Source organism: Bacillus sp. FSL R5-0585 (genome assembly GCF_038004545.1).
Lineage (GTDB): Bacteria > Bacillota > Bacilli > Bacillales > Bacillaceae_G > Bacillus_A > Bacillus_A cereus.
This window is the reverse complement of record NZ_JBBORJ010000001.1, coordinates 3,538,430-3,552,962: the sequence shown is the minus strand read 5'-3', so window position 1 is coordinate 3,552,962 and position 14,533 is coordinate 3,538,430. Positions and strand designations below refer to the sequence as shown.

Here is a 14,533-nt window from a genome sequence, read left to right as displayed (position 1 = left end):
TTATTTATACTTGGAGTTTAACTGCAACTATTGTATTTTGCTGAATATAATACAGTACAGATAGGGGGCGGTTATATTATGAAAAGTGAATTTGCGTTTAAAGTTTTTTTAGTAACGACCTGTTTATTTATCGTGTATTTATATGCGTTTCTCGTCTTTTCTTTTTATGTTCCATATGTTGATTTAATATTGTTCTTCGGATTTATTTGGGCGTTTGTGAAAGCGAGGGAAGGAGAGAAGAGTATATATCGGCGCATTACCTTATGCGGGACGGCTGTTCTCGTTATTTTGTACTTTTTTATTATGCATGATTTTTGGAGGGGAATGTAAAAAAGCATACGATTAATCGTATGCTTTTATATCTGTTAATGATGGAAGAGAGGCAATTGCACCGTAATTTGTACATGTGATAGCGCCTACTTTATTTGCAAAGGAGATAAACGCTGTTAAGTCTTTGAAATGATACGAAAGTGTATGTTCACTTTGGGCAATCTGATATAACATTGCTCCAACGAAAGCATCACCAGCACCAGTTGTATCGACTTGTTGAATGGAAATAGAAGAGACAATGGTTTGACCTTCATTTGTCGCAAGAAGGGTACCGTCTTTTCCAAGTGTAATAGCTACTACTTTTGCGCCATAATTTAATAATTTGAGTGCAGCTTGTTGTAAATCACTCTCTTTAGAGAGCATAGTAGCTTCCTCTTGACTTACTTTTACGAAGTGTGCATGTTTTATAAAGGTTAGACAATCTTGAGAGAATTGTTCTGTATTTGTAATGAGTGCACTTCGATAATTTGGATCAAAAGAAATAAAATGGCCGTTATCTTTCGCATATTGTAACAACTGAAAATACGTTTCTTTTAATGGGCTTGATAGTAAAGCTGTCGCTGAACCGAAATGTATTAAATCATTCGTTTGTATTTTTGATAAATCAATGCTATTGAATTGATATTCACCATCTGCACCACGCATAAAAGTAAAATCACGTTCGCCATCTTGATCGATGGATACGAATGCAAGTGTTGTTTGTTTATCTTTTATGAGCATGGATGTATCGACTTGCGCACGCTGTAAAGTTTGTTCAAGAAACTCACCAAATGGGTCATTTCCTACTTGTCCCATAAATGTAGCGTGTCCACCTAATTTTGTAATCGCAGCAGCAACGTTAGCGGGTGCTCCACCAGCTTTTTTTTCGAAATCTGAACCGTTTACTAAAGAAACGTTAGTATTTCGGCACACAAAATCAATTAATAGTTCACCTATACAAAAGACATTTCTCATACAATCCCTCTTTTCAGCTTATATTGTGTGATGGTAAAGTTTAGTTTTGCATCTGAAAAGATTGCGATATGATGTTTCATGTCTTTTCGAGGAAAAACTCGGGACGTAAAGACTGTTGAACCATCGTATAAGAAAATTTCCACGATGCTTTTATCTACAAATATTTGTAGTTCTATCGTATCTTGAATATCGATTTTTTTACAGCGTTCAAATCCATATTCTCCGCCAAATTGATGGTAGAAGTTGCCCCTGTCTATAGAAATAGTACCTTGTTCCCGATTAAATGTAATGGGGAAACATTCCTCCTCATTGTGGAAGAGAGAAAGCCCAAAACGCTTTGCATCTTCTGTTTTAAGTGTAACAATTAATTCATAGGAGTCTTCATCATCAAGCGTTGATAATACATTTAATCCAGCTATTATATCTCCTGAAATGTCTTTTTTTGTTGTTCGTAGTTTTGTTAATTCTGAAACTGGTTTTTGTTTTAAGGTGTTATCTTCTAATGTTAATTCACGTGGAAGTGTTAGGCAATGAGCCCACATATAATCATCAGAAGGATATGTGATTTCACTTGATCCTGCCCAAGCAAACAATAGGCGACGACTAGTAGAGTCTTCTAAAGTTTGAGGGGCATAAAAATCGAATCCTTTATCAGCTTCGTAATAGGAATCAACATGGAAATATAAATTTTTAATATCGAAATGGCCTATAGCATAAACGACATTGTATATATTGTGAAAGTTTTCTCCGTCTTTTTCAATCCCTTGCGGTGAAAAGAGAAGTACATCTTTCCCTGATAATTGGAAGTAATCGGGGCATTCCCACATAAATCCGAATTCTTTTAAATTTGTTGTAATTTCCCCTTGGAAATGCCAATTGTATAGGTCTTGTGATTTGTATAGTAATAGAGTTCCTGTTTTATTTTCACGTTGGGCACCGAGTAACATATAGTACATATCATTATGTTTCCAGACTTTTGGATCACGTACATGTTTTGTATATCCGTCAGGAATTATATCAATAACAGGATTATTACTATATTTCGTCATCGTATATTGTGAATCCATTGTTGCCATACATTGTTTTGCATCACGGGAATCATCAGGATTTTTTATATTCCCTGTATAAATTAAATGAAGAAGGCCATCTTTTACGATAGCACTACCAGAATATGCACCGTGTGATTCATAGCTTTCAGTAGGGATGATGGCTACAGGCATACGCTCCCAGTTAATAAGGTCTTTTGACTTCACATGCCCCCAATGCTTCATTCCATGAATGGGACCAAATGGATACCACTGATAAAAAACGTGATATTCATCATTGTAGTATGATACACCGTTAGGATCATTCATTAATCCAAATGGTGGGTGGATATGATAAATTGGTTTCCATGAATCTTGGTTTGCAATTTCATATAAAGAATGTAATTCGTCTTTATTAGATTGCAGTATTGTTTTATATTTTGACATAGGTTTTCACCCCGTTATTATTTACTTTCTTTATATAAAATGAATGTGGCAACAAAAGCAGTGATAACTGCAATAGCGAAACCAATTATATAGTGAATCATGTTCATCATGCCAAGAGGTGCAACAATTGTAAGCATCGGAATACCTGTTAAACCGTATGCATTAGCCGCTACTTGCATCCAAACAACGTAAGCGCCTCCAATTGCGCCGCCAATAGCTGCTGCAATAAATGGTTTACCAAGTTTTAAATTGACACCAAAGATAGCTGGTTCTGTAATTCCTAAAAATGCTGAAGCTGCTGCTGGAATTGCAATTTCTTTCGTTTTTTTGTTTTTTGTTTTGAAATAGACAGCTAAAGTAGCACCGCCCTGTGCAATGTTCGCCATTGACCAAATAGGGAGTAGGAAATTGACACCGATATCTTTATTTGCGAGTAAGCCCGCTTCAATAGCGTGGAAGCTATGATGTAAGCCAGTAAGAACGATTGTTGAATACAATCCACCGAATATAAGTCCAGCTACTGGTCCTGCAAATTGATAAATTGTATTTAAAAGGTACGTAATGCCGTCACCGATTTTATATCCAATTGGTCCGATAATAATAAGTGATAAAAAGCCAGTTATAATAATTGTTAAGAATGGTGTAACTAATAAATCTAAAGAGTTCGGAACACGTTTTCGAAGTTCTTTTTCAATTGTACTCATAACATATACACATAATAAAATAGGTAAAACAGTACCTTGATAGCCAATCATATCAATATCCATACCAAGGAAATGTAAAACAGTGGGTTTTGCATTTGAAAGAGTCCAAGGATTTGTTAAGTTTGGGTGAGTTAATATACCACCAACAACTGCACCTAAGAAAATGTTTCCACCAAATTCTTTAGCGGCACTAACTCCAATTAAAATAGGTAAAATGATGAAAGCTGCACTTGAGAACATATCAAGTAATTGGATAAGTGAGTGATCTCCAGGAACTAATTTAAACGCTTTCAACATTCCGAGTAGACCCATAAGTAAACCGCTTGCGACGATAGCTGGAATAATTGGAACAAAAATATTAGATAGTGTCTTTGCTAGGCGGGCGATAGGATTCATTTTTTTCTTAGGTATATCGTTTGATGTTGTAGAATCTAGTTCGGCTATTCCAATTAGTTTTGAGAATTCATCATATACTTTGTTTACTATGCCAGTTCCAAAAATAATTTGATATTGCTCGGTCGTTGCAAAAGCACCTTTTACTCCATCGATGTTTTCGATTTCTGCAGAGTTTATTTTCGTATCATCCTTTAATATAAGACGAAGGCGAGTCGCGCAATGTGTGGCACGAACAATGTTTTCCTTTCCACCAATGTTCTGTATTACTTGAGTTGCAATTTGCTTCATATCCATAAAAATTCCCCCTTACTATAAATTTCCTTATATGGAACCGGTTCCGTAATGAGTTAAAATAAAAAAACAGGGAAATGATGTTGAAAATCCTGTTTTTAAAATGTGGAACCGGTTTTAATTTTATTATAGAGCGCCTTTATATTTTGTCAACGCTTTCTTGGATTTTTAATGTATAACGAGAGTGTAATATTTTTGGTATAGTTTTGTTTTCAACAAGCTGTGAAAGAGAAGTGGCAGCAAGCTTTCCAGCATACTCATAGTCAAACGCAATTGTCGTTAAACTAGGGTGTACCATTTCTGAAATATCATATCCACCGAATCCTGTTACAGAAATATCACCTGGTACAGAAAGGGAGTGGGAGTGAATGACTTTCATTGCGCCAAGAGCGATGTTATCTGTAGCACATACGATAAGAGTTGGGCGATTATTATCTAAAATATGTTGTACTTGTTTCATGGCATCTTCTATGCGGAAAGTTGTTTCGTAATATGAAACGTTGCAAGTCGGTTCTAAATTTTCAATTGCTTTTTGAAAACCATTTTTTCGATTTATTCCAACAGAAATATCATCTTTTTCTATCCCTAAATAGGCAATATGTCGATGGCCTTGCGATAAAACGTATGCTCCTAACTCATAAGCTGCATCATAATCATCGTGAACGAGGCAATATTGATCTTTATATTCTTGCCCGACGAATAAAATAGGGATGTTTGAATTAGCCATAATTTTTTGATGTTCATTCGTTAATGTTTTTGTTAATAAAATAATGCCAGCTACCTTTTGTTTTATAAAGTTTTCAATTGCTTGTATTTCAGCTTCGGTTGTTTGATTTGCATTTGCTACAAGCATTTGATAGTTATTTTCCTGTAATGTTTTATCGATCCCGATAAGTGTTTTCATTGTAGCGAAGGAGTCTAATCGGGGGATGATGACACCAATTAAATTTGTTGTTTTTGCTTTTAAACTTTGAGCAAATGTATTGGGAGAGAAATTTGTTTCCTGAATAATACCTTCGATTTTAAGTTTTGTTTTATCACTTACATATCCGCCGTTTAAGTAACGAGAGACTGTGCTTTTTGCAACTCCAGCCAATTTGGCGATATCTGCAATTGTTTTAGCCATAGTATTTCACCTTCGTATTCATAAAAATGTTAACTTTATTATAGGGAGAATTAGAGATGACGTAAACAAGAAGAGAGAAAGAAAAAACCACCTCACGTATATGAGGTGGAATAATTGTTAATATCTAGGCTTAAATGTATGACAACAAGTCTCTACACTCGTTGCTACAGAACTTTCTAGCGTCTCGTTTGTTAAAACAGCAGCTGTATATGAATCATTTTCAGTTTGACCAGTTTCATCTGCATCAGGCTGAACGATGATCGCACTTGCTTGACAAAAGTTACCTTGTCCCCAAAAAGAACAGTTGGAAACAGAACATCTTACTTCTGGCATAAAACCCCCTCCTTATACATTAGTGTGGGATTTTACGCCCATTTCATGTGTAGAAGGAGTTTCCTTTTCTCGTTACTTTTTCGTTTGCTCAAGCCATTCTTTTAATTTATCTTTCGGCTGTTCACCGCTAATACGGCTCACTTCTTTGCCATCTTTAAAATGAATGATTGTTGGTGTTCCTTGAATTTTATATTCATCCCAAGGAGCATCTAATTTTTCAATATCCATAACTTTCATATCAACGTTTAAGTCTTTAGCCATTGGCACTAGGACAGGAGATAATTTTTGGCAATGAACGCAAGATGTTTGATAAAAGTATACTGTTTCTTCTTTTTTCTCTTTTAAGTTCTTTTGAAGATCTGAAAGAGAAATTTTATTTGTGTAGTAGTCAGGACCATCTGTTTGACTACCAGTAGCATTATCAATTTTTTGGCTAGTTGAAGCGTTTTTTTCTTCCATTTGTGTTACAGCGAAAATTGCCGCAAACAAGGCGATAATAATACCACCAAATATAAGCATTTTTTTCATTCTTTCATCTCCTTATTTGTTTTTGATGACAATAAAGCTACAAACAGCGATTGTAATAAAGCCGATAAGTGCTAAAAACGGGATTGTCACAAAGCCGAACCAGTTTATGTATTCTCCCGTACATGGTACACGTCCACAAGCTGCCCCAGCGGCTGAAAATGCTGCGACTTTTTGAATTGCATAGTGATATAAAGAAATACAAGCACCAATACTTGCGATAGGTAAAGAATAAGTTGCGATGCGATAGTCTTTCTTTGCTACAGCGATACCGAGCCATAAAACGAATGGATACATAAAAATACGTTGATACCAACAAAGTACACAAGGCTCAAATTTCATGATTTCGGAAAAATAAAGACTTCCTAGTGTAGCGATAAAAGAAGCTCCCCATGCGGTAAGTAAAGCATATTCTTGCTTTTTTTCTCGTCCCATATTTTATACCTCTCTTATAATAGTTACATACTAAATTATAGTATGAAGTGGTATGTAAAAGAAAGAAAAAATATGTTTATCAATAAAAGTTTTATGAGGAGAAACTTTTATTGATATAAAAATTTAAAAAAAGCGCCATTCTCCGGAAGAGAATAGCGCTATAGTTTACATTTGAATTTGTTCTACTTCTTCTACATGCGACTTTTGGGATGCGTGGTCAATATATTGAAATAGGAGCTGCAATTGTTTATCAACTTCTGGTAGTTCTTTACTGTATTGATAAGCGTGTAAAAAATGCTCAATACGCTTAGAAAATAATTGATCGTTCGTTTGAACCATGAGAACGAGTAATTTATCCCAATTACAGCAATACGTGTAATAGAGAGCTTTATCATAGTCGTTATATGTTTGCACTGTGTACCCTCCTTACCGAGAGTTATATATAGTGTGTGATAAGTAAGGAGAAATACACTTGAAAGAATTTGTTAAGAAAAAAAGTGAATGAAAAGAAAAAACGAGGAGTTTCCTCGTTTTTTAAGCTTTTGGCATTGGCGTAGGTGTTGGTTTGCCATAGCCTTCTTTATATTTATTATCGATATAGTTACGAATTTCTAGCGTTGATTTTCCTTTTTGTTTCATGGAAGCAGATTCAACTGCGATTTCTAGGCAATTGACGCAAGTCGTTGCATGGGAGTCCCAAACAACTTCACCATTCTTTTTAATTTCACGAATAAAGCAGTTTTTATTATTTTTATGTCCTACACTTTCACCGCAACCACAATAGCATGGAATCCAATCTAATAGCTCTGCATTTTGTCCAGCGACGGTGTAGATATCTTTCATTTGTGGATCAAGCTTATCTAGGAAGGTAGGAAGTGTGTCGACTCCTTTTGTTTTCTCTTGAATGTCAGCTTGCTGAGTGTGCGATGCGTGGTCATGTTCTTCTTTTTTTGATTCAGAAGATTTTTGGTCATTTGTACCAGTACTTCCGCATCCAGCAAGAATTAAGCTTAGTACTGCAAGTAAAGAAAATACATACTTTTTCATTCGCTTGTCCCCTTTACAAATGTATTAATCAAATTGTATCAGAGATTACGGTGTATCGGTTGAAGATTTTTTTGACTGATTTTTGAAGCGCCATCTTAGCGAATGGAATAGAAATAAAATTGGGATATAAGCGTATACAATATATAAACCCGCTTGAGATAGTACGGTATTTAATGTGTTGATACTTTCACGGTTTGTGAAAAGTAGAGAAGCTGAAAATATGATGAAAATAAAAAACGGTAATGTAAATTTAAATGAAATATGAAAGGAACGCTTCATCGTTTGACATGATGACCAAATGGTTAAGCAAAGGTTTGGTAAAATAATTAAAAACCAAACGAAAATAATAATATATTCAAAGCGCTGAATAAAAGGAACTTTAATTATTTTTAACATCGTTAAAGTAGGCCAAATAGTACGGTTTAATTGTCCCTCGCTGTAATACATAAAAGATACGATAGCTAAAACTACATAAATTAAGGTGCTAAAAGCAATTCCAGCATGGGCCCATCGCTTTAAAGATTTTCCTTTTTCAATAAAGGGATAAAAGATAAGAATTGTTTCAAACCCTAGAAATTCCAATGCAGAGTGTTTTGCAGATATAAGCATGTCAAAAGGTGAATGTGTAAAAATAGGTAAAATATTACGGAAATGAGCATATTTCATTGGATAGATTAAAAAGAATACAACGAAAATAGGAAGAACAATACCCCAAAAACATATCCCTGTCACAGAACGGAAGCCACCTTTTATAATGTAGTAAGTGACTAATAAAAACATAAGCGTAAGTTTCCATAACTTAATGGTAGGGAAAATCCAAACTTGTATCACTTCCATATATGTACGAAGAACAGTAAGGCAAAATAATAAGCAATAGAGAGTGAAAATTACAGAAAATATAGAGCCAATCCATTTTCCAAAGGTTGTTGTATGAATGCTAATTAAATCTCCGTCTTTTTCAAGCATTTTTAACATACAAAACAGCACAATATGAGTTGCAATACCTGCAATAATAAGAGAAATCCAAGCATCATAACCTGCATTTTTCAAAATTACACGTTGATATCCGAGAATTCCTATACCAATCTGGAGAGAATGCAATAAAATAAATGCAAAATATGGAGATACTGTCTTTGTTTTATTCATTGTATTCATTGCTTATTTCACCTCACTATTCTCCGATTCCAGATTGTACAATATTAAGATCTAAATTTATATCTACCGCTACATTTTTATACATATTTCGAATTTGTTTTATATTCCATTTTCTCGTATGGCTTCTAATTTCATCTCGTATTCCTAAAGGATCAATTTCTTTTTCTTGAAATTGTTTTATTAAATCTTCACAGTCTTTTTCGACATTTCGTTCAATTTGTTTTTTTATATAGTTGATATTTGCTTTTTTTCTTAGATCAATCCAATTAGGAGAGTTTTTAATTAATCCATTTAATTTTAAATGGATTTTTACTTTTGGTATGTCGCCAGTTTGATCTATATCATACTTATTTTCCCCAGCTAAGTTTTGTATAACAACCATACCTTTATGTTTATCCTTTTTTATTGCTGCTTCGTAACGTCCATTTTTCGTAGGATTAATAAGTAATTTTGCTAAAACAGAATGTCTTTTATCCGTATACATAACGACTTTATCGCCTTTTAAAAAGGCAAGTCCTTTGACAGCGACAGAATGATTATCGTCCATTTTAATATAAGGAACATAGGCATCACATACAGAAGAGTAATAATTATATAAAAAAATGTTTAATTCAGTTTGTGGAATGTTCTCATTTCTTATATTTTGCTCGAGTAAATCAGCAATATATAAAGACCCATTTTTTTTTCCGTAATTTAAAAGCTCTTCAGCCGATCCATCTACAATTGCTAGTTGTACATCACGCCCGATATTTGGGTCACGTTGTAAGTTAGTAATAATCTCTCCCATTCCGCGTTCTCCTAGAGCCTTTCCAAATAGGACGACACGCATTTGACCTACAACAACATTGTGAGGAGATTTCGCATTCAATCTTGAAGCAATTGTTTCAAGTGAACGGGCAGATGTTGTTTGAGTCTCTGGCTTAGACTTTACACCATGTGTGTACTCTGGGAATAGAATAGTTCCTTGGAATCTTTTGTTTTTTGTGATGTCAAATCCAGCAATATGAATAATACGCTGTGCATCCACTATATACGTTTGTGTACAGCCAGTTTGTAAAACGAAGAAGATAATGATAAGGTGCAATAAAATTTTCTTCATTCATTCTCACCATCACGTTTTTGCTTCGATTTGTTTGGATTATAGCGCCATTTTGATTTTGGTCTAAGAAAAGAAGGTCTTTGAGCCGTTTGGCTAAATGGTAATCGAAGAAAACCTTCTGCTGTACCTAAACCACGAAATGGATATAAAGGTAATAAATAAGGTGATCCAAGTGATTTTAATTTAATTAAATGAGCTAAAATAAATACAAATCCGACAATAAGGCCTAATCCTCCGAATGCACCGGCTAAAAGAATAAGAGGAAAGCGTAACAACCGGATAGTAGAAGACATCTTTACAGTCGGTGTTGTGAAAGATGCAAGAGCGGATAAAGCAACTGCAATTAATAAAATTGTACTTGTCAAAGCTGCCTCCACGGATGCTTGGCCAATTACAATCCCCCCAACAATCCCGATTGTTTGTCCGACTTTTGTCGGTAAACGCGCCCCCGCTTCACGAAGCAATTCGATTGTAATTTCTAAAAAGAGTGCTTCTAGAATAGGAGGAAAAGGTACGTTAGCTCTCGAGAAAATAATAGGACCTAGTAAGTCGGCAGGAATCATTTGATAATGATATGTTAAAGCCGCTGTATAAATAGCGGAGGAAAAAAGAGAAAATATAGCCCCGAAAAAACGAATGATACGAAAGAATGAACCAATCATCCACGGTAAATAATAGTCCTCTGGCGAAATAAAAAAATCCAGTAACGTTGTTGGTCCTGATAAAGCATATGGAGAGCCATCTGTTAAAATTAAAACTTCCCCGTTAATTAACGCAAATACAGCTCGATCTAATCGCTCTGTAGGTAATAGAACAGGAAAAGGTGAATTGCTATTATCACTAATAAATTGCTCAATCATAGTTGAATCAAATGGGACATCAAAGTCAATGTCTTCTAGCCGTTGTATTGCGGTGTTGATAAATTGTTCATTTGTAACTCCTTCTATATAAGCAACTGCTACTTTCGTTTTTGACATAGATCCGACGGTAACTTCTTTAAAAATGAGTTGCTCAGTTACAATATTTCGGCGTAATAAGTGTATATTTGTATCAAGGTTTTCAACGAAACCGATTTTAGGCCCGATTACGCTATACTCATTTTCTGTATCGTTATATAATCGTTTTCCTAAAACAGTACTTTCGGCACGAATTAAAGCATATTGATCAGGATTCGAATTGTTTTTTAATCGTATTAAAATATATCCACCTAATAATTTTTCACGAATATCATCAATAGAAGGGGAGGTAATAATGTCTTCAATAGAGATGATATTACATAAATCAGAGATGTTTTGGATTTGTTCCGATTCCTTTTTTAGAGGAGTTAAAATGAATTGTTTAATAATAAGTGCTTCCACGACAGATTTATAATAAAATAAGCACAACGTTTCATCTTTAAGTATGTTATAAGAGACAAAATCGCTTGATTCTTTCATGGTTTGTATAAATTCTGGGATAGAACAAAGTGTTTTTGTATTAGTCTTTTTTGATTTCTTAGATGATAAACCGAACATTTTCTCACCCCTAACTTACATCATTTACTTGTGTTAGTTTTTGGGAAAGACGGGAATTTATACTTAAAAATTGAAAGTTCATAAAGAAAAGGAAGAGTGGTGAATGCCTCTTCCTTTTTAGCAGTTTAATTTGTTTTTTGTTCTTTAATAGACTTCACTAATTTCATCATTTCCGCTCGTATATCTTCTCTTTTTACATTTAATTTTTCGGCAATTTGTTTAATGTCCATTCCATCTTTTTTCATCTTTAATACATCATCAAGAGGGGTATTGCTTTTTTGAGAGATGATTGTTAACACAGTAAGATGACGCAATTTGATGTTATATTCTTTCATTTTTTGCTTTAGCTGATCCGGTGTGGATTTTTGCATAGTTGCTAACTGTTGTAGCAGTGCTTGCTTTGTTTCTTTATTCATATGATGCTTTTTCAGCTTACTTGGATCTACACCGAAATGCTCGGCTGTTTTCTCCCAAGATTTATTTTGCTTATAGTAAGCTAAAACATCTTTTATTTCTTTATTACTAATTCTTGCAATATGAGCAGCTTTCCAAATTTCATGTTTGTTATAGCCGAGTTTTTCTAGCGATTGCATTTCTTCTTCTGAAATTGGTTTATGGTGATGCATTGTTACTTCTTTTGGCGTGGCAGCGGATGTAGGGAAGGTGGATATCCCGCATAATAATGCTGTCATAGTCATACAAACAGCGAATTTTTTGTACATGTAAACTCCTCCTAGATGGATAATGTAGAAAACTGTACACATATCATTTCCATAAAATGTGAAATACTTGTGAACAAGTTAAGTTTTTTTATTCACAGTATAAAATGACGTTTTTAGAAGTTTTCCAACATAAAACATTGATTAATAGTAAAAAACTAAGGTATAATCGAAATTGAAAATCAATATCAATAATGACGATAAACTTATACATATAGATAAAAATAAGGGAGAGATAAATATGACTACATATACTTCCATCGCTAATGTGATTAAAGAAAGACGCTCTGTTCGTACATTTACAGACAAAGCAGTAGAAAAAGATTTATTAATTGAACTATTAAACGATGCAACATGGGCACCAAATCATAAGCACCGTGAACCATGGAATTGTAAACTATACATCGGAGAAGGCCGCAAGAAATTAGTAGATGCAGTATTAAACTCTTTCACGGAAGAAGAAAGAGCGAAACGCGGTAAAATTTTATCAGATCGTTTTTTAAGCACGCCTGCACAAATCGTTGTATATATAAATGAAGATCCGCGTCAAATTCAACGTGATGAAGATTATGCTGCAACATGTGCATTCATGCAAAACTTCCAACTTCTTGCTTGGGAACGCGGATTAGGTTGCGTTTGGAAATCAGGCGGATTAAACTACAATCCATTATTTATAGAAGGAATCGGTTTAACAAGAGGCCAACGTATCGTTGGAATTCTTCATATCGGCTATTTCGATAAAGCGCCAGAAGGAAAAGCACGTACTCCGATTACAGAGAAGATGGAGATTATTGAAGGTTAATAGATGAGACATTCTCGTTTTTGCGGGGGTGTCTTTTTATTATGCAATCAATCCTCATGAAAGCTTGTTCTTCATCATACACTTTCTTAAGGGAAAGTGTAAGGAGGGAAAATAATGAGAGCAAGTGACGATAAAGCACTGCAATATGCGATTGCGGAAATTACGGAAATTGCGACTGGATTTGGGCTTGATTTTTATCCGATGCGTTATGAAATATGTCCAGCGGAAATTATTTATACATTTGGTGCATATGGGATGCCGACAAGGTTTTCACATTGGAGTTTTGGAAAACAATTTTTCAGAATGAAATTACAATACGATTTAGGACTTAGTAAAATATACGAACTCGTTATTAACTCTGATCCATGTTACGCCTTTTTATTAGATACGAACTCTTTAATTCAAAACAAATTAATTGTAGCGCACGTTTTAGCACACTGTGATTTCTTCAAAAATAATATTCGTTTTTCAAATACGAAGCGAGACATGGTGGAGAGTATGGCGGCAACAGCGGACCGCGTGAAAGCGTATGAGCATAAGTACGGAAAGGCAGAGGTAGAAACATTTTTAGATGCCGTACTTGCCATTCAAGAGCATATTGATCCGTCGCTTATGCGTCCGAAGCTCGCATGGAGTATTGATGATTTAGAAGATGAAGAAGTAGAAAAGAAAAAGGTGTCGCAATACGATGATTTATGGAATTTAGATAATCGCAATAAAAAGCAGGAACGTTCTAATGTGCGTAAAAAGAAGAAAATTCCACCACAACCAGAGAAAGATTTACTGCTCTTTATTGAAGAATATAGCCGTGAGTTAGAAGATTGGCAGCGTGATATATTAACGATGATGCGCGAAGAAATGTTATATTTTTGGCCACAGCTTGAAACGAAAATCATGAACGAAGGCTGGGCATCCTACTGGCATCAACGCATACTTCGTGAAATGGACTTAACATCTGATGAGGCTATTGAATTTGCGAAATTAAATGCAGGTGTTGTACAGCCGTCAAAAACAAGTATTAATCCATACTACCTAGGTATTAAAATCTTTGAAGATATTGAAGAACGGTACAACAATCCAACAGAAGAAATGAAACGACGAGGCGTAAAACCAGGATCTGGTCGTGATAAAATGTTTGAAGTACGCGAAATTGAATGGGACGTATCGTTCCTAAGAAACTACTTAAATAAAGATCTTGTTATGCGAGAAGATATGTACTTATTCCAGCGCCAAGGAAAAGAATATAAAGTCATAGATAAAGAATGGGAAAATGTGCGTGATCAACTCGTAAATATGCGGACAAATGGTGGGTTCCCGTACTTAGTAGTAGAAGATGGAGACTACTTAAAGAATGGAGAATTATACATTAAACATAGTTATGAAGGAATCGAGCTCGATTTGAAATACTTAGAAAAGGTATTACCATATCTTCATCAACTATGGGGAAGAACGGTGCATATGGAGTCCATTGTGGAGAGTAAGGGCGTTGTGTTTTCTTATGATGGGAAGATGGTGCATCGGAAGTATGTGTGAGGGGAAGAACGGACATAGGATACTGTGTCCGTTCTTTTTTATTTAAAATAGGAAAAATATGCTATTCTTGAAAAAAGGGAGTTACATAGAGAAATGGA

16 protein-coding genes are annotated in these 14,533 nt (G+C 34.8%); 3 read left to right on the top strand and 13 right to left on the bottom strand.

Annotation, left to right across the window (positions count from 1 at the left end):
- The first annotated feature begins 78 nt into the window (after positions 1 to 78).
- Entirely contained in the window at positions 79 to 330 is a 252-nt protein-coding gene (locus MKY38_RS18380) for a hypothetical protein (protein WP_000834195.1), read from the top strand.
- A gap of 12 nt (positions 331 to 342) precedes the next feature.
- On the opposite strand, the gene MKY38_RS18375 is transcribed toward MKY38_RS18380, so the two are convergent.
- The 13 genes from MKY38_RS18375 to MKY38_RS18315 all read right to left on the bottom strand — a co-directional run bounded on the left by MKY38_RS18375 (position 343) and on the right by MKY38_RS18315 (position 12,103).
- Entirely contained in the window at positions 343 to 1,284 is a 942-nt protein-coding gene (locus MKY38_RS18375; protein ID WP_001246642.1) for a carbohydrate kinase family protein, read from the bottom strand.
- Complete coding sequence (gene scrB / locus MKY38_RS18370; protein WP_070179733.1) at positions 1,281 to 2,756, bottom strand: beta-fructofuranosidase; 1,476 nt, start codon at positions 2,754 to 2,756, stop codon at positions 1,281 to 1,283. Before scrB ends, MKY38_RS18375 begins: the two co-directional genes overlap by 4 nt.
- A 17-nt stretch (positions 2,757 to 2,773) precedes the next feature.
- The gene (locus MKY38_RS18365; protein WP_070179734.1) at positions 2,774 to 4,150 is read right to left on the bottom strand and encodes a sucrose-specific PTS transporter subunit IIBC; all 1,377 of its coding nucleotides are present in this window, start codon (positions 4,148 to 4,150) and stop codon (positions 2,774 to 2,776) included.
- Between the two features lie 136 nt (positions 4,151 to 4,286).
- Positions 4,287 to 5,273 carry a LacI family DNA-binding transcriptional regulator gene (locus MKY38_RS18360; protein ID WP_070179735.1) on the bottom strand — a complete coding sequence of 329 codons (987 nt, stop codon included), beginning with the start codon at positions 5,271 to 5,273 and terminating at the stop codon, positions 4,287 to 4,289.
- A 117-nt stretch (positions 5,274 to 5,390) separates the two neighbouring features.
- Positions 5,391 to 5,606, bottom strand: coding sequence for a DUF1540 domain-containing protein (locus tag MKY38_RS18355; protein ID WP_001115482.1), 216 nt, complete (start codon positions 5,604 to 5,606; stop codon positions 5,391 to 5,393).
- Between the two features lie 72 nt (positions 5,607 to 5,678).
- Positions 5,679 to 6,134, bottom strand: a complete 456-nt coding sequence (locus tag MKY38_RS18350) for a thioredoxin family protein (protein ID WP_065224733.1) — start codon at positions 6,132 to 6,134, stop codon at positions 5,679 to 5,681.
- A gap of 12 nt (positions 6,135 to 6,146) precedes the next feature.
- The gene (locus MKY38_RS18345; RefSeq protein ID WP_065224732.1) at positions 6,147 to 6,566 is read right to left on the bottom strand and encodes a disulfide formation protein C; all 420 of its coding nucleotides are present in this window, start codon (positions 6,564 to 6,566) and stop codon (positions 6,147 to 6,149) included.
- A 165-nt stretch (positions 6,567 to 6,731) separates the two neighbouring features.
- Positions 6,732 to 6,980, bottom strand: a complete 249-nt coding sequence (locus tag MKY38_RS18340; RefSeq protein WP_001195459.1) for a YhdB family protein — start codon at positions 6,978 to 6,980, stop codon at positions 6,732 to 6,734.
- Positions 6,981 to 7,100: 120 nt separating this feature from the next.
- Complete coding sequence (locus MKY38_RS18335) at positions 7,101 to 7,613, bottom strand: PCYCGC domain-containing protein (protein ID WP_000761026.1); 513 nt, start codon at positions 7,611 to 7,613, stop codon at positions 7,101 to 7,103.
- A 45-nt stretch (positions 7,614 to 7,658) separates the two neighbouring features.
- Positions 7,659 to 8,768, bottom strand: coding sequence for a GerAB/ArcD/ProY family transporter (locus MKY38_RS18330; RefSeq protein ID WP_065224731.1), 1,110 nt, complete (start codon positions 8,766 to 8,768; stop codon positions 7,659 to 7,661).
- Between the two features lie 16 nt (positions 8,769 to 8,784).
- Entirely contained in the window at positions 8,785 to 9,867 is a 1,083-nt protein-coding gene (locus MKY38_RS18325) for a Ger(x)C family spore germination protein (RefSeq protein ID WP_065224730.1), read from the bottom strand.
- Complete coding sequence (locus tag MKY38_RS18320; protein ID WP_114555732.1) at positions 9,864 to 11,381, bottom strand: spore germination protein; 1,518 nt, start codon at positions 11,379 to 11,381, stop codon at positions 9,864 to 9,866. Before MKY38_RS18320 ends, MKY38_RS18325 begins: the two co-directional genes overlap by 4 nt.
- Positions 11,382 to 11,506: 125 nt before the next feature.
- The gene (locus MKY38_RS18315) at positions 11,507 to 12,103 is read right to left on the bottom strand and encodes a hypothetical protein (protein ID WP_065224728.1); all 597 of its coding nucleotides are present in this window, start codon (positions 12,101 to 12,103) and stop codon (positions 11,507 to 11,509) included.
- A 238-nt stretch (positions 12,104 to 12,341) separates the two neighbouring features.
- On the opposite strand from MKY38_RS18315, the gene MKY38_RS18310 reads away from it, so the two are divergent.
- Both MKY38_RS18310 and spoVR read left to right on the top strand, forming a co-directional pair.
- Positions 12,342 to 12,902 (top strand): nitroreductase family protein, encoded by a 561-nt coding sequence (locus MKY38_RS18310; protein WP_000214819.1) that lies wholly within the window; start codon positions 12,342 to 12,344, stop codon positions 12,900 to 12,902.
- A gap of 114 nt (positions 12,903 to 13,016) precedes the next feature.
- On the top strand, positions 13,017 to 14,435 hold the full coding sequence (gene spoVR / locus MKY38_RS18305) for a stage V sporulation protein SpoVR (protein WP_001202693.1): 1,419 nt from the start codon (positions 13,017 to 13,019) through the stop codon (positions 14,433 to 14,435).
- Positions 14,436 to 14,533: the final 98 nt, after the last annotated feature.

Bases quoted from the DNA above. Each gene is read 5' to 3' on its own strand.
- MKY38_RS18310 (WP_000214819.1), top strand. From the start codon at position 12,342: ATGACTACATATACTTCCATCGCTAATGTGATTAAAGAAAGACGCTCT.
- MKY38_RS18325 (WP_065224730.1), bottom strand. From the start codon at position 9,867: ATGAAGAAAATTTTATTGCACCTTATCATTATCTTCTTCGTTTTACAA.
- MKY38_RS18320 (WP_114555732.1), bottom strand. From the start codon at position 11,381: ATGTTCGGTTTATCATCTAAGAAATCAAAAAAGACTAATACAAAAACA.
- MKY38_RS18375 (WP_001246642.1), bottom strand. From the start codon at position 1,284: ATGAGAAATGTCTTTTGTATAGGTGAACTATTAATTGATTTTGTGTGC.
- MKY38_RS18345 (WP_065224732.1), bottom strand. From the start codon at position 6,566: ATGGGACGAGAAAAAAAGCAAGAATATGCTTTACTTACCGCATGGGGA.
- MKY38_RS18360 (WP_070179735.1), bottom strand. From the start codon at position 5,273: ATGGCTAAAACAATTGCAGATATCGCCAAATTGGCTGGAGTTGCAAAA.
- MKY38_RS18330 (WP_065224731.1), bottom strand. From the start codon at position 8,768: ATGAATACAATGAATAAAACAAAGACAGTATCTCCATATTTTGCATTT.
- MKY38_RS18335 (WP_000761026.1), bottom strand. From the start codon at position 7,613: ATGAAAAAGTATGTATTTTCTTTACTTGCAGTACTAAGCTTAATTCTT.
- spoVR (WP_001202693.1), top strand. From the start codon at position 13,017: ATGAGAGCAAGTGACGATAAAGCACTGCAATATGCGATTGCGGAAATT.
- MKY38_RS18380 (WP_000834195.1), top strand. From the start codon at position 79: ATGAAAAGTGAATTTGCGTTTAAAGTTTTTTTAGTAACGACCTGTTTA.
- MKY38_RS18355 (WP_001115482.1), bottom strand. From the start codon at position 5,606: ATGCCAGAAGTAAGATGTTCTGTTTCCAACTGTTCTTTTTGGGGACAA.
- MKY38_RS18350 (WP_065224733.1), bottom strand. From the start codon at position 6,134: ATGAAAAAAATGCTTATATTTGGTGGTATTATTATCGCCTTGTTTGCG.
- scrB (WP_070179733.1), bottom strand. From the start codon at position 2,756: ATGTCAAAATATAAAACAATACTGCAATCTAATAAAGACGAATTACAT.
- MKY38_RS18365 (WP_070179734.1), bottom strand. From the start codon at position 4,150: ATGGATATGAAGCAAATTGCAACTCAAGTAATACAGAACATTGGTGGA.
- MKY38_RS18315 (WP_065224728.1), bottom strand. From the start codon at position 12,103: ATGTACAAAAAATTCGCTGTTTGTATGACTATGACAGCATTATTATGC.